Source organism: Micrococcus endophyticus (assembly GCF_014205115.1).
GTDB classification, from domain to species: Bacteria; Actinomycetota; Actinomycetes; order Actinomycetales; family Micrococcaceae; genus Micrococcus; species Micrococcus endophyticus.
The window spans coordinates 1,324,141-1,340,573 of the sequence record NZ_JACHMW010000001.1; the positions used below are offsets into that span (position 1 = coordinate 1,324,141).

Below are 16,433 nucleotides of genomic sequence, written 5' to 3' on the forward strand. Positions count from 1 at the left end.
GGCCGACGGACCGGGCGGGATCACTCGGCCTGGGCGGGAGCCTCGGCGGAGGCCTCCTCGGCCTGGGCCGGAGCCTCGGCGGGGGCCTCCTCGGCCTGGGCCGGAGCCTCGGCGGGGGCCTCGGCCTGCTCGGCCTGCTGGGCGTTGTGCTGCTCGAGCAGCTCGCGCTCCCACTCGGCCATCGGCTCGGCGGCGGACTGGCCGGACTTGCCGCCCTGGCGGGCGATGAGACCCTCGGCCACGGCGTCGGCGACCACGCGGGTCAGCAGGTTGACGGAGCGGATCGCGTCGTCGTTGCCCGGGATCGGGTAGGTGACCTCGTCCGGATCGCAGTTGGTGTCCAGGATGGCGACCACCGGGATGCCGAGCTTCTTGGCCTCGTCGACGGCGAGGTGCTCCTTCTTGGTGTCCACGACCCACACGGCGGAGGGGGTCTTGGACATGTTGCGGATGCCGCCGAGGTTGGCCTGCAGCTTCTCCAGCTCACGGTTGAGGAGCAGCAGCTCCTTCTTGGTGAACTGCGAGCCGGCCACGTCCTCGAAGTCGATCTCCTCGAGCTCCTTCATGCGCTGCACGCGCTTGGAGACGGTGGAGAAGTTGGTCAGCATGCCGCCGAGCCAGCGGTGGTTCACGTAGGGCATGCCGACGCGGCCGGCCTGCTCGGCGATGGCCTCCTGGCCCTGCTTCTTGGTGCCGACGAAGAGGATGGTGCCGCCGTGGGCGACGGTCTCCTTGACGAACTCGTAGGCGCGGTCGATGTAGGACAGCGACTGCTGCAGGTCGATGATGTAGATGCCGTTGCGCTCGGTGAAGATGAAGCGCTTCATCTTGGGGTTCCAGCGGCGGGTCTGGTGGCCGAAGTGGACACCGGAGTCGAGGAGCTGGCGCATGGTCACGACGGGCATGACGTTCCCTTCTGTGGCAGCCGTGGCACCCCGCGCGGCGCGCGCGGGCGGTCTGCCGGTCGATTTCTTGACGGTTGGCGGCCGACCCGGTCGGGCGGCCCCTGGCATCGAGACGGCGGGCTGCCGGGCCCCACGAGCACCCGCGGCCGCACCCTCGCGTGAGGAGGGCGGGCGAACACGGGACCGAGCGTGGGGGCTGGACCGCCGGGGCGGTCCACCGCGATGCGCGGAGTCGGCGTCCCGGGCACGGCACAGGGCCGGTCACAGGACACCGCTGAGGTGAATCCTACCCCAGGCCGGTCCGTGCTCCCGCCGCCCCGGAGGTCGACGCGGAGGCGGGGGTCAAGGCGGGAGTCGACGCCGGAGCCGGGGGCGGAGCCGACGCCGGACCGAAGGTCGAGGTCGGCGTCGGTCCGGCTGGCGCCTGCTCCTGCACAGGGGCCCGCCGGGCCGCCGTCGTCCACGGCCACGCCGGGGGCCGCCCCGTCGGCGGTGCGCGCGGTCCAGGGTGGCGTCATGACCGCCCGCTCCCCCGTCCCGCGCCGAGCCCACCCCGCCGCTGGCCCACATCGTCTCCTCGCCGTCCTGCTGCTCTGCGTGCTGGGGCTCGCATGCGGTCCCTGGTTCGGGGCCGCGACCCCGTCGTCGATCCGGGCGGAGGACGGACCGACGGCGGACGCGCGGCTCGCCGTCGCCGCGACGCCGGCCCGGGCCTGGACCGCACCCGCGGCGGGCGTGCGGCCCGGCGACGTGCTCCGCCCCTTCGCCGCGCCGGAGCGCCCCTGGGGGCGCGGACACCGGGGCGTGGACCTGGCCGTGTCGCCGGGCGCCGCGGTGCTCGCCCCGGCCGCCGGGACGGTGGTGTTCGCCGGGACCGTGGTGGACCGGCCCGTGGTGACCCTCGAGCACGCGGACGGCACGCGCAGCTCCCTGGAGCCGGTGGAGGCCGCGGCACCGGTGGGCGCCCGGCTCGAGCGCGGGGCGCCGCTGGGGACGGTGGCGGACGCGCCGGCGCACTGCGCCGTGCCGTGCGTGCACTGGGGCGTGCGCGTGCCGGACGGCTGGCGCTTCGGGGACGCGACGTTCGACCGCTACCTGGACCCGCTCGTGCTCATCGGCTGGAGCGGCCCCTCCGTCCTCTGGCCGCACGCGGCGCCTCCGCCCGCCGGGCTTGCCCCAGCTCGCGAGTGAGCTCCAGCAGGCGCCGCGCCGACTCGTCCCAGCTGAACCGCGCCGCCTGCGCGACGCCGGCCCGGGATGCCGCCGCGAACACGGCCGGGTCCTCGAGTTCGCGGACGCGGGCGGCCAGGGCGGCCGCACGGTCCCCCTCAAGGGGGACGCCGCGGAACGAGGGCGTGCCGGCGCCGGCGATCTCGCGGAAGATCGGCAGGTCCGAGCAGACCACCGGGGTGCCGTGGGCCATGGCCTCGGCCACGGGCAGGCCGAAGCCCTCCGCCCGGGAGAGCGTGACGGCGGCGGTCGCCCGGCGCAGCAGCCGCACGTACTCGGCCTCGTCCGTGCCGTCGTGGAAGACCACCTCCGCCCCGTCCTCGCCGACGGCGGCGCGGCGCGCCTCCAGCCGCTCCTGGAGCTGCGCGCGGCGGGCCGGGTCGATCCGGGAGAGCAGGTGCAGGGCGTAGCCGGGCAGCAGGGGCGCGGCGTCCACGAGGGACTCGACGTCCTTGTAGTCCATGAAGGAGCCCATGTAGAGGAGCGTCCGTTCCGGGGCCTCCTCCGGGTCCCGGGGCCGCGGGACCGGCTGCGCGGCGTTGGCGATCACGTCGACCGGGCGGCGGGTGAGCCGGTGCGCGGCGATGAGGTCCGCCGTCGTGCGGGAGACGGTGGCCACGGCGTCGGCGCGGTCGAGCAGGAGTCTCTGCGGCGTCATCGTCAGGTGGTAGGCGCGCCAGAGCCACCGGATGGGCTCCGGGAGGTTCTGCGGGGGCGTGCGGTGCTCGTAGTAGATCAGGTCGTGGAGCGTGAGGATCAGGGCGTGGCGCCGACCCCAGGAGCCCATGGTCTGCATGGGCGAGAACACGACGTCCGGCCGCAGGCGGGCCACCTGGCGGGCCACGAACGGCTCGCGCGAGGACGTCGGCCCGGAGACGCGGTGCCACGGCACGCCCTTCGGCAGCAGCGCCAGCTGGCGCTCGTCCGAGATCAGAATGGCCACCTCGACGTCGACCCCCTCCCCCCGCTCGGCGGCGGCACGGTGCGCCACGGCCTCGGTCAGGCTGGCGCCGTAGCGGGAGATCCCGTCGTGGAAGTCGGTGCGCGTGTAGCGGGCGTCCATGAGGAGGCGCAGGGGGCGGGAGGGGCTCACCCTCCCCACGCTAGCGCCGCGGCGCGCCCGATCCGGCAGGGCGGGCCACGGAAGCACGGCGAGGCGCTACAGTGTGACGCGGCCCACATTCGGGACGGCTCCGCGCCCGTCGTGCGCGCCGCTCCCATCTCGCGCGGGCCCGTGCGCGACCCGCGCCCGCCCACGCGGTCTCCCCGCTGGCCGCCATGCCACAGCGCTCGCGAAAGCTCAATCCCAGGCACCTGGGCGCCACGCGAATGTAATGTTGCGTTTGGGTAACGATCGTGTATCTTCGGTCACGGATCGGTTACGGCCGGTCCGGAACCGGGGCTTCCTCCTCGCTCTCGCGATCCCGGTCATCAGCACTGTTCACTACTCGCACCAGCGGTCCGGCCTCGTTCCGGGCAACGCCCCGAGGCCTGGTCCTCACGGGCCGCCGGTCCTGTCCGGGAAGAAGATCCGATGTCCGTGACCTCCTCGCGCGCCGCCTCCCGCCGCGCCCCCCGCACCGCCGCCGCCTCCCTCGCCCTCGCCCTCGGCGCGGGCGCCCTGGCCGGCGTCGGCTCGGTGACCGCGGCCGAGACGGCCCAGGCCGTCGAGACCACCTACACCGTCCGCGCCGGCGACGGCTGGTGGGTCATCTCCCAGCGCACCGGCGTGTCCATGTCCACGCTGCAGTCCCTCAACGGGATGACCTCGGCGACCATGCTCCACCCGGGCATGGTCCTGAAGACCTCCGGCACCGCCGCCCCGGCCCCGGCTCCCGCCCCCTCGGCCTCCACCTACACCGTGCTCGCGGGCGACGGCTGGTGGATCATCTCCTACCGCACCGGCGTCTCCGCCTCCATGCTGCAGTCGATCAACGGCATGACCTCCTCGACCATGCTCCACCCGGGCATGGTGCTGAAGACCTCCGTGGTCGCCTCCTCCGCCCCGGCACCGGCCCCGGCCCCTGTGACCAACGGCAAGCAGGCCGCCGTCGACTTCGTGCGCTCCAAGGTGCAGAACCCGTCCTCGTACTACCTGTGGGGCGGCAACGGCCCGTACGGCTTCGACTGCTCCGGCCTCACGCAGCAGGCCATGGCCAAGGCCGGCATCTCCATCCCCCGCCGCGCCGGCGACCAGTACAACGCCGCCAAGTCGTACGTGCCGATCTCCCAGGCCCAGCCCGGCGACCTGGTGTTCTACGCGAACCAGTCCACCGGCCGCATCTTCCACGTGGCCATGTACATGGGCGGCGGCCAGCTGGCCCACGCCCTCAACGAGGACGCCGACCTGGTGTTCACCTCGATGACCATCATGAAGTCCGACATGCTCGCGGTGGCCGCCCGCTACTGAGCCCCCGGACACGACGACGGCCCCCGGCCCGCGCTGCTGACGCGCGGACCGGGGGCCGCTCTGTCTGCCGCCGCCGGTTCGAGCCGGAGACCCCCGCCCGGACCCCGGCTCCCGCGGGAGCGACGGAATCCGCCCGGATCGACGGAAATGGCCCGGATCGACGGAAATGGCCCGGATCGACGGCCGTTCCGTCGATCCTGCGCGTTCTCGTCGATCCGACGGAGAACGAGCCCCCGAGACAAGCGCCCGGAAAAGTCATGAGCCGGACCGTCGCTGACACGGCGACGGCCCGGCTCATGCCCTCCGTAGGGCGTGCGGGACTTGAACCCGCGACCCAGGGATTATGAGTCCCCTGCTCTGACCGACTGAGCTAACGCCCCTCCGCCCGCGCGCTCGCGGGCCCGCCCCATCCTACCGACGGCGACGCCGCGGCCGCGGAGCCTCAGAGCAGCTCGCGCACCTCGGCCGGGGTGGCGCCCCGGTACAGCCGCTCGAAGACGTCCACGGTCTTCTGCGCGGAGTGGTGCATCGCCTTGGCGTGGGAGGCCTCCCCCATGGCGGCGCGCTCGGCCTCGGACAGGTCCAGGATGCGAGCGACCCGCTCGGCGAGGGCCACGTGGTCCCCCGGCGGGAACAGGTGGCCGTTGACGCCCTCGTCCACGAGGTGCGGCAGGGCCAGGGCGTCGGCGAGCACCACGGGGGTGGAGGCGCTGAGCGCCTCGAGGGTCACGAGGGACTGCAGCTCGGCGGTGCCCGGCTGGCAGAACACGTCCGCGCGCAGGTAGGCGGCGCGCAGCTCCTCGTCGGAGACGTGGCCGCGCAGCAGGACGCGGTCGGCCACGCCCTCCGACTCCACGGCGGCGCGGATGCGGTCGCGCTGCTCGCCGTCGCCGACGATCTCCGCGTGGACGTCGAGGTCCGGCCGGACGTGGGCCAGGTGGGCGATCGCGCGGATCAGCACCTCCACGTTCTTCTCCACGGCCAGGCGGCCCACGAAGAGCACCACGGGATGCCCGGGATGGTCCACGGTCTCGCCATGCTGCAGCTCGTAGGCGGCGGCGTCGATGCCGTTGGACACCGGCAGCACGTTGTCCAGGCCCGCGTGCTCGGCCATGGCGCGGGCGGCCAGGGCCGTGGGGGTGGTGACGGCGGCGCCCTTGCCCATCAGCCGGCCCATGTCCCGCCAGGAGACCCGGGAGACGATGTCCAGGAACCACTGCGGGAACGGCAGGAACGGCTCGAGGTTCTCGGGCATGAAGTGGTTCGTGGAGACGATCCGGATGCGCCGTCGCTCGGCCTCGTTGATGGCGGCCTCGCCCACCATGTAGTGGCACTGCACGTGCACCACGTCCGGCTGGACCTCGCGGTAGATGCGGCGGAAGGCCGCCTTGGCGTGCCAGGGCATCACGAGGCGGTAGTACTCGTGCGTGGGGGCCGGGATGGCGCGCAGCAGGTGGACGGTGGCCTCGGGGCGCTCCTCCACGGTGTCCGGGCCGGCCTCCCCGCGGGGCATGACCACGTGCACCTCGTGGCCGCGCGCGTGCAGGGCCGTGGCGAGGCGGTGGCAGAAGGTGGCGGCCCCGTTCACGTGCGGCGGGTACGTGTCCGCCGCGATCAGCACCTTGAGGGGGCGGTCGGCGGCGGTCCCGGGGCGGTCGGACACGGAGGTCCCTTCTGTTGTCGGCTGTGGCGGGGCGCGCGGCGGCGGACGCGGCGCGGCTCCCACGGTAGCAACCGCGGGGCGGGCGTCCGCGCGCGGGGGACGACGTCGTCCCGCATTCCGGACGCCCCGCTCGGTCCTCGGCGCTCGGCTCTCGGCCCAGCGCCGGGCGCCCCGGGCCGCGGTCCCGGACCGGGCCCGCGGCTCAGGCGCCCTGGGCCGGGCGGGCGCGGCGGTCGCGGGGGTCGACGCCGGCGGCCCGCAGCTCGCGGGCCTTGCGGACGGCACGCGCGAGGTAGTCGACGGCGGCCAGCACGTGGAGGACGCAGCCGGCCCCGACGAGCACGAGGGCGAGCCCGCCCCACAGGTCCTGGTCCACCCCTGGGACGCGGGCGAGCAGCAGCAGCGGGGTGCCCGCCAGCAGCAGGGCGGTGCGCACCTTGCCCAGCACCGTGACCTTCAGGTCCGGGCTGCCGCCGAAGAGGCGCAGGCACACGAGGGTCAGCACCACGTCCGGGATCAGGATGGACAGCACGAGCCAGGCCGGGGCGATGCCGGTGAGCACGAATGTCAGGGCGACCGTCACGAGCGAGAGCCGGTCCGCCACGGGGTCCAGCCAGCGGCCCACCGTGGAGATCATGTCGAAGCGCCGGGCGATGTACCCGTCCACCCAGTCGGTGCTGGAGAGGAACGCGAGCGTGAGGAACGCCGCGAGGAACTGGTCGGTGACGGTGAGCCACACGAAGACGGGCACGAGGGCGAGCCGGACAAGGGTGATGACGTTCGGCACGGTGAGCCAGGTGTCCCGCACCCGGTACTCGTGGCCCTCCCGCAGGCCGACGTCGATCAGGCGCATGCCGCTCTCCTCGGTGTCCGCGGGCCGGCGCACGCGCGCGTCGGCCCGGTGTCCACCCTACCGACGACGAGGCCCCGATCCGTGCGGATCGGGGCCTCGTGGGCCGCCCTGACGGGCGGGGCGGGAGGGCGGCGACCCTCCCGGGCGGGCTCAGCGGCGGCGCAGGCGGCCGGCCAGGGCGAGGAACGCGGCGGAGGAGGCGCCCAGCAGGGCGAGCGGCTGCCAGTTGTCCTTCACGTAGTCCTCGGCCTCGGCGGCCTTCTCGCCCGCGCGGGCGGCACCGGTGAAGGGGGCGGTCTGGTCCGTGGCGTGGGCGGTCTGCGGGGTCACGCCGCGGCCCTTGCGCTGGGCGGCGAAGGCGGCGAGCTGGCCCTTGACGCTGGTCTTCTCCTCCAGGCCGGAGCGGATGTCGCCCAGGTGGCGGCGGCGCAGGTCGGCCCGACGGCGGATCTCGGCCTCGGAGGCCTCGTCGCGGTCCGGGTGGGGAGCGGCCTCGCCGTTCTTGCGGGCCTTCTTGTTCTCCTCCTTCTCGACCTTCTTGCGCTCCTCGGCGCGCTTGGCCTCGACGCGCTTGGCCTCGGCGCGCTCCGCCTTGAGGCGGTCGTACTCGGCCGGGTCGAAGGCGTTGCCCTCCTTGAGGTAGCCGAGGTCGTACTCGAGGTTGCGCACGGTCTCCTGCGGCACGAGGGGCATCGCACCCTTGACCATGAACAGGCCGATGCCGGCGAAGATCGCGCCGAGCACGAGGAACGCCGCCGCGACCATCAGGGCCGGGAACCAGAACGTGGGATCGGCGAAGGCACCGATGAGGGCGACCACGAGGGCCACCACCATGAGGGCGAGGAAGACCAGGCCCACCACGGTGACGCCCGCGCCGATGCCGGCCTTCTTGCCCTTGGCGGCCACGTGTCCCTTGGCGAGCGCGAGCTCGTCCTTCATCTGCAGGGGCAGCAGGCGCACGACGGCGCCGAGCAGGTCGGTCAGGGAGCTCGCTCGGGTCTGCGGGGTCACCGGGACGGCGGGACGCGGCGCGGGGGCCTTCAGCGCGTCGGCGGTAGGGGCCTGATGGGACATGGCTTCATGCCTTCCGTGTCGTGCATGGACAGATGCGAGGCCCGAGCCGCGCGGCGGACGCCGGGCATTCAGGTTTCAAACTATCACCGGCCCGTCCCCGAGGGGACGGGCCGGGCGCCTCGGGAGGGCGCGGGATCAGAACTCGATGGTGGCCGGATCCGGACCGATGCGTCCGTCCTCGCGGTCGAGGGCGTCGATGCGGGCGACCTCGTCCTCGGTCAGCTCCACGTCCGCCGCGGCGAGGTTGGAGACGATCCGCTCGGAGGTGACGGACTTGGGGATCACCACGAAGCCCTTGGCCAGGTGCCAGGCGATGACGACCTGGGCCGGCGTCGCGCCGTGGGCCTCGGCGATCGCGGTGATCTCCGGGTCCTCGAGCAGCTCGCCGCCCTGGCCGAGCGGGGACCAGGACTCGTGGAGGATGCCGTGGCGCTCCTCCACCTCGCGCAGCTCGCGCTGCTGCCAGTACGGGTGGGTCTCCACCTGGTGGATGACGGGCACCACGCCGGTGGCCTCGATGATCTCCTCGAGCTGCTCCGCCGGGAAGTTGGAGACGCCGATGGAGCGCACCTTGCCCTGGCGCTGGGCCTCGATGAGGGCCTTCCAGGTGTCCACGTAGCGGCCCTGGGTCGGCTTGGCCCAATGGATGAGCCACAGGTCCACGTAGTCGGTGCCGAGCTTGCCGAGGGACTCCTCGAGGGCCGCGAGCGCCTCGTCGTACCCGTGGGCGGAGTTCCACACCTTGGTGGTGATGAACAGCTCCTCGCGCGGCACGCCCGCGGCGGCGACGGCGCGGCCCACGCCCTCCTCGTTGCCGTAGATCGCGGCGGTGTCGATGTGGTGGTAGCCGGCGCGGATCGCCTGGGCGACGACGTCGGCGGCCACGTCGTCCTCGACGCGCCACACGCCGTAGCCGAGCTGCGGGATGGACTGGCCGTCGTGGAACGGGACGGTGGGGACGGAGGTCATGGGTGTGCTCCTGAGGGGTCGGGGTGGTGGTGTGCGCAGGCGACTCTACGACGCCGGGGCCCCGTCGGTCCCGACGTCGGCGACGGTGCGCCGCCGTCGGGAGCCGCGCGGCGTCACGGGGTGGGGGTGCCGCCGTTGGCGTTGAGGGTCTCGCCGTTCACGTAGCTGGACTCGCCGGAGGCGAGGAACACGTAGGCGGGGGCCATCTCCACGGGCTGGCCGCCGCGGCCGGTGGGGGTGTCGTGGCCGAACACCGGCAGCTTCTCCTTCGGCTGGCCGTAGGACACCTGCAGCACGGACCACACGGGCCCGGGGGCCACGGCGTTGACGCGGATGCCGCGCTCCCCCAGCTGCTGGGCCAGGCCCTTGGTGAAGTTGTTGATGGCGGCCTTCGTGGCGGCGTAGTCCAGGATCATCGGGTTCGGGTTGTACGCCTGCACGGAGGTGGTGTTGATGATGGTGCTGCCCGGGCCCATGTGGGTGAGCGCGGCGCGCGAGAGCGTGAACATGGACAGGATGTTCACCTGGAACGTCTCGAGCACCTGCTGGTCCGTGAGGTCCTCGAGGGACTCGGAGATGATCTGCTTGCCGGCGTTGTTCACGAGGATGTCCAGGCCGCCGAGGGCGGTCGCGGCCTCCTCCACGAGCCCCTCGCGGTAGCCGGCGTCCATGAGGTCGCCGGGCAGCGCGACGGCGGTGCGCCCGGCCGCCTCGATCGCGGCCAGGACGCGGTCCGCGTCCGGCTGCTCCTCGGGCAGGTAGGCGATGGCGACGTCGGCGCCCTCGCGGGCATAGGCGACGGCGACGGCGGCCCCGATGCCCGAGTCGCCGCCGGTGATCAGCGCCTTGCGCCCCTCGAGGCGGCCGAGCCCCCGGTACGAGTCCAGGCCGATGTCCGGCACCGGCTCGGTCTTCACGTCCAGGCCCGGCTCCTCCTGGCGCTGCTCGGGCGCGTCGAGCTTCGGGTGGCGGGTGCGGGGGTCGTCGTGGGCCAGCTGCGAGTCCTGCACGGGGATCGCGGCGGCGGCGTCCTTCTTCTCCGGAGTGGTCATGGTCCCCGACGCTACGCGGAGCGCACCCGGTGCCGACAAGGGACGGGGCGCGCCGCCGTCGTCGGGGCCGGTGCGCGGGGCGGCGCCGGACGGCGCGGGGAGGCGGAGGCTCAGCGGGAGACGCGCAGCCCGCGCAGGGCGCCGCGGTGCTGGAGGACGTGCAGGTCCCAGCGGGCGCTGAGCCCCTCGAAGATCCCGATGCCGCGGCGCGAGTTGCCGCGCTCGTCCAGGCGGGGCGACCACGTGGCGATCCCCAGCGCGCCGGGGACCGCGCCGAGCAGCGCCCCCGAGACCCCGGACTTGGCGGGCACGCCGACCTCGGCCACCCACTGGCCCGTGGCGTCGTACATCCCGCACGTGAGCATCACGGACATGGTCTGCTGGGCCACCCACTCGTCCAGGACCCGCTCCCCCGTCACCGGGTTGGTGCCGCCGGCCGCCAGGGTGGCGCCCATGACCGCGAGCTGGGGCGCGGTGACCGTCACCGAGCACTGGGCCAGGTAGCCGGCCACGGCCTCGCGGGCGGAGACGGGCAGCTGGCCGGCGTCGGCGAGCAGGTGGGCGAGGCCGAGGTTGCGGTCCGCGCGGGTGCGCTCGGCGTCGAGCACGTCCTGGGAGACCTCGAGCTCGGCGCCCGCGAGCGCGCTGTAGCGGCGCACCAGCAGGGCCACCCGCTCCTCGTGGTCCCCCGCGGGCAGCACGGCGTGCGCCATGATGGCGCCGGCGTTGATCAGCGGGTTGTAGGGGCGGCCGTCGTCGTGCAGGGACAGGTGGTTGAACGCCTCGCCGGAGGGCTCCACGCCCACCCGCTCGAGCACCGCGTCCAGGCCGACCTCCTGGAGCACCACCGCGTAGGTGAGCGCCTTGGAGACGGACTGCAGCGCGAACGCGTGGTCCGTCTCCCCGGCGGCGGCCTGGTGCCCGTCCACCGTGCAGACGGCGGCGGCCAACCCGTCCACGTGCTGCCCGGCGACGTCCTCGAGGTAGTCCGAGGGCTCGCCCCGGCGGTCGGACTCCACCTCGGCGAGCATCGCCCGCAGGTCGTCGTCGAGTCGGGTCGTGTCCATGGGGTCGGCGTCCATGCCGTCAGCGTAGCGAGGCGCCCGGCCCGGTCAGCCCGAGACGGGCAGCACGCGCCGGAACAGGTCCGTCAGCGTCACCACGCCCACGGTGCGGCCCTCGGAGGTGACCACGGCCAGCTGCCGGCCCGCGGCGCGCATGGCCGAGGAGGCCTCGTGCAGCGCGGTGTCCACGGGCAGGGTCAGCGCCTCCTGCACGAGCGGGGCCACGGGCTCGCGGGGGCCCAGCACCATGGTGTCCCGCACGTGCACGACGCCGGGGACGCCGTCGTCGGGGCCGTCGGCCGGACGCACCAGGATGCGCAGGTGGCCCGAGGCCACCGAGGCGGCCTGGACGTCCTCGGCGGTGGCGTCCGCCGGCACGGTCACGAGGTCCCGCGGCGGCGAGACCAGGTCCCCCACCGTGGCGTCCTGCAGGTCCAGGGCGCCGGAGATCTGGCCGTGGGCCTGCTCGTCCAGCGCGCCGGAGGAGGCGGAGTGCTCCACGAGCTGCCGGATGGAGTCGGCGTCGTGCCCGCCCACGGCCGCTCGGTCCGTGGGGGTCACGCCGCTGGCGGCCACCAGCCGGTTGGCCACGGCGTTGGCGAAGGCCAGCAGGGGACGCACCGCCCACACGTAGGCACGGGCCGGGCCCGCCACGGCCTTGGCCGCGAACTCGGGGTGGGCGATGGCCCAGGACTTCGGCGCCATCTCCCCCACCACCAGGTGCAGGAAGGTCACCAGCAGCAGGGACAGGAAGAACGAGGCCGTCCCGGCGACGGCGGCCGGCAGACCCCAGCCGGTGAGCACCGGTCCCAGCCACGCGTCCACCGCGGGCTTGGTGATGGCGCCGAGCGCGAAGGTGGCGAGCGTGATGCCCAGCTGCGCACCGGCCAGCATGATGGTCAGCTCGTCCACGCTGCGCAGGGCGGCGCGGGCCGCGCGGCTCGTGCCGGCCTCGGCCTCCAGCCGGTGGCGGCGTGCGGCGAGCAGGGAGAACTCCATGATCACGAAGAGGGCGCTGAGCACGATCAGCGCGACCGTGGCGAGGATGACGAACACGGGGCTCTGGGTCATCGGGGGTCCTCCTCGGTCTCGTCCTCGCGCGGGGTCTCCACGAGGTGCACCTCGACGTCGGCGGGCACGTGCCGCTCGACGCGGCGGACGTCCACCTCGAGGCGGCGGTCGTAGAGCACGGCGCCGCCGTAGTCGCGGGTGTCCTCGGGCAGGTCCACGGCCACGCGCTCGCCCTCCTCCGGGAGGCGGCCGAGCGACTCGATGAGCAGGCCGGAGACGGTCTCCGCCTCACCCTCGGGCAGCGGGTGGCCGATCGCGCGCTCGAGCTCGTCCAGGTGGACGTCCCCGCGCAGCGCCCACGACTCGCCGACGACGACAGGCACGATCTCCTCGTGCGCCTCGTCGTCGTGCTCGTCGCGCAGGTCGCCGACCAGCTCCTCCGCCAGGTCCTCGAGGGTGAGCACGCCGACGAAGCCGCCGTGCTCGTCGATGACGCAGGCGAGCTGGTCGTCGGCGTCGTCGAGGGCGCGGGTGACGTCCGGCAGGGGCATCACGGTGGGCACCACGGTGGCCGGGCGCATGACGTCCGTGACGAGCAGGTCCGGGGCGGGCGCGTGGCCCAGGGCCAGCACGTCCTGCAGGTGCACGACGCCGAGGGGCTGGTGGTCCGCGGAGATCACCGGGTACCGGGTGTGGGCCGCGGCCATCAGGGCGCGGACCTCGGCGACGGTGGTCTCGGGGCCGACCTCGTCGGTCTGGGAGCGCGGGACCATGGCGTGCTCGGCGTCGCGCTCGGGGAAGTCGAGGATGCGGTCCAGGAGCACGGAGAGCTCGGCCGGCAGCGTGCCGCTGTCCCGGGAGTCCTCCACGATCCGGTCCAGGTCCTGGGCGGTGGCGGTGGAGTCGACGTCGTGCACCGGCTCGATGCGCAGCAGGCGCAGCAGGGCCTCGGCGGACTTGTCGAAGACCCAGATGAGCCAGCCGAAGAGGGCGAGGTAGACCTGGGTGGGCCGGGCGAGGGCACGGGCCAGCGGGTCCGGGTTCGCGATGGCCAGGTTCTTGGGGTACAGCTCGCCGATGATCATCTGGACCACCGTGGCCACGAGCAGCACGCCCACGGTGGACACGGCGATCACCACGGACGCGGGGATCGCGGTGCCGCCGAGCAGCTGGGTGAGGGCCTCGCCGACCATGGGCTCGGCCACGTAGCCGACCAGCAGGCCGGTGACCGTGATGCCGAGCTGGGCGCCCGAGAGCATGAAGGAGGTGCGCCGGGTGACGGCGAGCGCGCGCCGCGCGGCCTCGTCCCCGTTCTCTGCCGCGGCGGCCAGGCGCACCCGGTCCACGGACATGTAGGCGAACTCCTGGGCCACGAAGAAGCCGTTGGCCAGGATGATCACGAGGATGACGACGACGCCGAGGATCAACAGGAGGATCGGGTCCACGAGGTGCTCACCTCCGCTCGGGCGTCAGCGCGGTGCGGCGTGGCGGTGCGTCTGTCAGGGTCGGCGGGGCCGGAATTCGGCTCGGCGCGGCTCATCAGGCTCGTTGGCTCCTGTGGGTCGGGGGGAAGGCAACAGCCTGACCGACGCATGGATGAAGCGTCAAGGGGTGCGGGACGGGGATGCGTTCGGGGGCTCTGGCGGGCGCGTGAGGCCGGGCGACGGCGACGGCGGCTCAGTCGCGTGCGGCGGGGGCGCCGCGCGTCAGCACGTGCAGGAGGAATCCCAGCAGCGCCGCCGCGCCCAGGTGGAGGCCGACGGCGCGGAACGGGTCGATGCCGGAGGGCAGGTTCGTCAGCAGGAAGGCGAGGGCCAGCAGGAACCAGAGGAAGGACGTCGAGCCGTTCCGATCGGCGGCGTGGACCCCAGATCCCTGCCGCAGGATGCCGCGCCCGCCTTGTGGCCCGCGGGGTTCTGTCCAGACTTTTGCCCACTCTCAGAACCCTTCCCGTGTGTGGAGTTGATCGGTGACCGGCGGGGTTCTGGTGGGGGTATGCGGCGTTAGTTGGTGATGAGGGTGCTGGCTGCTGCTTCGATGACGTCGTCGGTGATGGTGTCGAGTTGGTTGATCTTCAGGACGCGTCCGATCTGTGGAAAGAGGCGCTCGAGAAGGCGGAAGTTGCCTCTGGTGATGCGTTCGACCGCGGCAATGGCTTGGGCGTCGGTGAAGTCGTCGGGGTCGAGGGTGCGGCCGAGGCCTTTCCAATGACGGGTCAGGACGAACAGCAGTTCTTCGCGTGCGAGGGCGCGGTAGCGGTGGGAGAACCCGAGGCGACTGTAAAGCTGGGGGTAGTGGCGGAAGCGCTGGTCGATGCCAGGCATCCCGATGAACATGAGGGCGACGTGGTGGCGGTCGTGAAGGTCTCGCAGGAGCTCGAGCGAGGTCGGGGTGAGTCGTTCGGCCTCGTCGATGATGATCAGTTGGGTGAAGTCGATCGTGCGAGGCACTTCGGTGGTCGTGATCTTCCCGATCGCGCAGAGGTGCTCGTAGATCAGTACACCGACCTTGCCGCGGTAGAACTCGATGTCGCGCATGAGATCGCGGTGCTTGGCGAGGACTTCGGGGGTGTAGAACACGGTGCGGGAGCGGTGGGCGGCGGCGTAGTGCTTCAGGTCGGCCTCGCTGCGTGGCCCCCAGGCGTGGATGAAGGGTTCGAGGGTGTCCCAGTGCGCGTACCGGCGTGCGGACTGCGTCTTGCCGACGCCGGCCTCGCCGTGGCAGATGCCGATGGTGACGTCCTTGCGGATGGCGCCGGCGAACTCGGTGAAGCGGCGGTGTTCCTTGGTGACGATGAAGTCGCGGTTCATCTATTCGTCCTCTTCGTAGGTCTTCAGGCGCTTCCTGGGCCGGCGTGCCGGCGGGGGCGTGGGCGGGGCGGTAGAGGGACGTGGAGTCGCGGGGATGCGGTCGTTGATGTCTCTGCGCAGCTGCCGGCGGCGGGCCCTGCGAGCGGTTTCGATGTCGTGGAGGCTGTAGCGCTGATTGGGGTGGGCTTCGTCGATCGCTGTACACACGAAGGTGTCGTGGTCGTAGATGCGGATCTCGGACAGGTCGCGGGGGTCGTAGCGGATGGTGACCGTGCGGCCGACGAACGAGGCGAGCGTGGGCGAGAGGTAGCGCTGGCCTTGGAAGTGGATCCCGTCGCGCTGGACGGTGCGGTGCTTGGAGACCCGCAGCAGCAGCCCGTCGAGCTCCTGGAGACTCTCCGGGAGTCGCGGCAGCCATCCCTCAGCGATCCACGCCGCCTTCGGGCTCGTGCGGATCCCGGTGTGCGTGCGCTGGTTGTACTGGCCGACGAACTCCCCGATGGCGCGGTCGAGCCCAGGCAGGTCCAGCACCGGCAAAGGGTGTGGGTTCCCGGGGGTGAGGCGCCCGGGCAGGGTCGCGAGCACCTCGGTGTTGACGGTGTGGAAGAACCGCTCGATCTTCCCCCTGCCCTGGGGGCGGGCGACCGTGGAGTGGATGATGCGGATCTTCAACGCGATCGCGGTGTACTCGAGGTGATGGCTGGTGAAGTCACTGCCGTGGTCGACGTAGAGGACGTCCGGGATGCCGCACATCGGCCAGGCGGGATCACTCTTGGGCCAGATCGCTTGCCGAAGCGCCAGTGCCGTGTTCATCGCCGAGGGCGCTCCCTCGAAGACCATGTACCCGCAGATCGCCCGCGAGTAATCGTCCATGACAGTGGTCAGCCAGGGCCTGGATGGTCTCGCGCTGGGGTCCTTGATGAGGATGTCCAGCTGAGTGTGGTCGACCTGCCACAGGGCGTTGGGCCGCTCTGCGCGGTGACGGAAGACGAGCTCGTGGCGGTCCCGGTAGGACGCTGGCCCCTCGAGCGCGAGCGTCACCATCCCGGGATCCAACGCTTGCACGATCGACCGCACCGTCGCGTAGCTCGGCGTACTCACGCCTCTTCGTGCGGCCTCGACAGCGGTCAGGCGATGCAATGTCGCGATGCTCGGGCGGGGCCTGGTCAGCGCCAGGTGCTCCACGAAAGCCACCAGCTCTGGCGCGGCGCGCCGAGTGCCGGCGTCGGCACGCTGCGATCGTTCGAGAGCCGAGATGCCGCCGGCTCGGTAGAGGCTGTGCCAGCGCGAGAGCGTTCGCTCTCCTATCCCGGCCTCACGGGCAAGGCTCGCCAGGGGGATACCGTCTTCGACGTGGAGCCGCAGAATCTTCCACTTCTGCGACCCGTCCAT

General features: G+C 72.9%; 14 protein-coding genes and 1 tRNA gene. 2 read left to right on the top strand and 13 right to left on the bottom strand.

Translation table 11 applies throughout. The features are described 5' to 3' along the window. Positions 1–20 precede the first annotated feature (20 nt). A complete protein-coding gene (gene rpsB / locus HDA33_RS06035; RefSeq protein ID WP_184171837.1) occupies positions 21–905 on the bottom strand; it encodes a 30S ribosomal protein S2 in 885 nt (294 codons plus the stop codon). A gap of 516 nt (positions 906–1,421) precedes the next feature. Here rpsB and HDA33_RS06040 point away from each other — a divergent pair. After that, positions 1,422–2,096: a M23 family metallopeptidase gene (locus HDA33_RS06040; protein ID WP_184171839.1), complete on the top strand. Its 675-nt coding sequence runs from the start codon at positions 1,422–1,424 to the stop codon at positions 2,094–2,096. Here the strand turns inward: HDA33_RS06040 and HDA33_RS06045 are convergent. Further along, positions 2,017–3,228 carry a glycosyltransferase gene (locus HDA33_RS06045; protein ID WP_184171841.1) on the bottom strand — a complete coding sequence of 404 codons (1,212 nt, stop codon included), beginning with the start codon at positions 3,226–3,228 and terminating at the stop codon, positions 2,017–2,019. The genes HDA33_RS06040 and HDA33_RS06045 overlap by 80 nt on opposite strands. Positions 3,229–3,669: 441 nt before the next feature. Here HDA33_RS06045 and HDA33_RS06050 point away from each other — a divergent pair, with 441 nt between their 5' ends. Further along, positions 3,670–4,545, top strand: a complete 876-nt coding sequence (locus HDA33_RS06050; RefSeq protein ID WP_184171843.1) for a LysM peptidoglycan-binding domain-containing C40 family peptidase — start codon at positions 3,670–3,672, stop codon at positions 4,543–4,545. A 306-nt stretch (positions 4,546–4,851) separates the two neighbouring features. Here HDA33_RS06050 and HDA33_RS06055 read toward each other — a convergent pair. From HDA33_RS06055 to HDA33_RS06105, 11 genes are all read right to left on the bottom strand, one after another. Beyond that, positions 4,852–4,925: transfer RNA gene (locus tag HDA33_RS06055), tRNA-Ile, on the bottom strand. Positions 4,926–4,987: 62 nt separating this feature from the next. Then, on the bottom strand, positions 4,988–6,208 hold the full coding sequence (locus tag HDA33_RS06060; RefSeq protein ID WP_184171845.1) for a glycosyltransferase: 1,221 nt from the start codon (positions 6,206–6,208) through the stop codon (positions 4,988–4,990). A gap of 202 nt (positions 6,209–6,410) precedes the next feature. Beyond that, on the bottom strand, positions 6,411–7,061 hold the full coding sequence (locus HDA33_RS06065) for a CDP-alcohol phosphatidyltransferase family protein (protein WP_184171847.1): 651 nt from the start codon (positions 7,059–7,061) through the stop codon (positions 6,411–6,413). A 150-nt stretch (positions 7,062–7,211) separates the two neighbouring features. Continuing rightward, positions 7,212–8,135, bottom strand: coding sequence for a phage holin family protein (locus tag HDA33_RS06070; RefSeq protein ID WP_184171848.1), 924 nt, complete (start codon positions 8,133–8,135; stop codon positions 7,212–7,214). A 135-nt stretch (positions 8,136–8,270) separates the two neighbouring features. Further along, entirely contained in the window at positions 8,271–9,104 is an 834-nt protein-coding gene (locus HDA33_RS06075; protein WP_184171849.1) for an aldo/keto reductase, read from the bottom strand. Positions 9,105–9,217: 113 nt separating this feature from the next. Next, complete coding sequence (locus tag HDA33_RS06080; protein ID WP_017489339.1) at positions 9,218–10,156, bottom strand: SDR family oxidoreductase; 939 nt, start codon at positions 10,154–10,156, stop codon at positions 9,218–9,220. A gap of 110 nt (positions 10,157–10,266) precedes the next feature. Then, the gene (glsA, locus tag HDA33_RS06085; RefSeq protein WP_184171851.1) at positions 10,267–11,238 is read right to left on the bottom strand and encodes a glutaminase A; all 972 of its coding nucleotides are present in this window, start codon (positions 11,236–11,238) and stop codon (positions 10,267–10,269) included. A gap of 30 nt (positions 11,239–11,268) precedes the next feature. After that, entirely contained in the window at positions 11,269–12,291 is a 1,023-nt protein-coding gene (locus HDA33_RS06090) for a hemolysin family protein (protein ID WP_184171853.1), read from the bottom strand. Then, positions 12,288–13,676 carry a CNNM domain-containing protein gene (locus HDA33_RS06095; RefSeq protein ID WP_184171855.1) on the bottom strand — a complete coding sequence of 463 codons (1,389 nt, stop codon included), beginning with the start codon at positions 13,674–13,676 and terminating at the stop codon, positions 12,288–12,290. Before HDA33_RS06095 ends, HDA33_RS06090 begins: the two co-directional genes overlap by 4 nt. Before the next feature lie 558 nt (positions 13,677–14,234). Continuing rightward, complete coding sequence (locus HDA33_RS06100) at positions 14,235–15,041, bottom strand: AAA family ATPase (protein WP_184171857.1); 807 nt, start codon at positions 15,039–15,041, stop codon at positions 14,235–14,237. After that, complete coding sequence (locus HDA33_RS06105; RefSeq protein ID WP_184171859.1) at positions 15,042–16,433, bottom strand: Mu transposase C-terminal domain-containing protein; 1,392 nt, start codon at positions 16,431–16,433, stop codon at positions 15,042–15,044.

Coding starts and splice junctions, on each gene's coding strand:
- rpsB (WP_184171837.1), bottom strand. CDS start 905: ATGCCCGTCGTGACCATGCGCCAGCTCCTCGACTCCGGTGTCCACTTC.
- HDA33_RS06040 (WP_184171839.1), top strand. CDS start 1,422: ATGACCGCCCGCTCCCCCGTCCCGCGCCGAGCCCACCCCGCCGCTGGC.
- HDA33_RS06050 (WP_184171843.1), top strand. CDS start 3,670: ATGTCCGTGACCTCCTCGCGCGCCGCCTCCCGCCGCGCCCCCCGCACC.
- HDA33_RS06065 (WP_184171847.1), bottom strand. CDS start 7,061: ATGCGCCTGATCGACGTCGGCCTGCGGGAGGGCCACGAGTACCGGGTG.
- HDA33_RS06070 (WP_184171848.1), bottom strand. CDS start 8,135: ATGTCCCATCAGGCCCCTACCGCCGACGCGCTGAAGGCCCCCGCGCCG.
- HDA33_RS06075 (WP_184171849.1), bottom strand. CDS start 9,104: ATGACCTCCGTCCCCACCGTCCCGTTCCACGACGGCCAGTCCATCCCG.
- HDA33_RS06080 (WP_017489339.1), bottom strand. CDS start 10,156: ATGACCACTCCGGAGAAGAAGGACGCCGCCGCCGCGATCCCCGTGCAG.
- glsA (WP_184171851.1), bottom strand. CDS start 11,238: ATGGACGCCGACCCCATGGACACGACCCGACTCGACGACGACCTGCGG.
- HDA33_RS06090 (WP_184171853.1), bottom strand. CDS start 12,291: ATGACCCAGAGCCCCGTGTTCGTCATCCTCGCCACGGTCGCGCTGATC.
- HDA33_RS06100 (WP_184171857.1), bottom strand. CDS start 15,041: ATGAACCGCGACTTCATCGTCACCAAGGAACACCGCCGCTTCACCGAG.
- HDA33_RS06105 (WP_184171859.1), bottom strand. CDS start 16,433: ATGGACGGGTCGCAGAAGTGGAAGATTCTGCGGCTCCACGTCGAAGAC.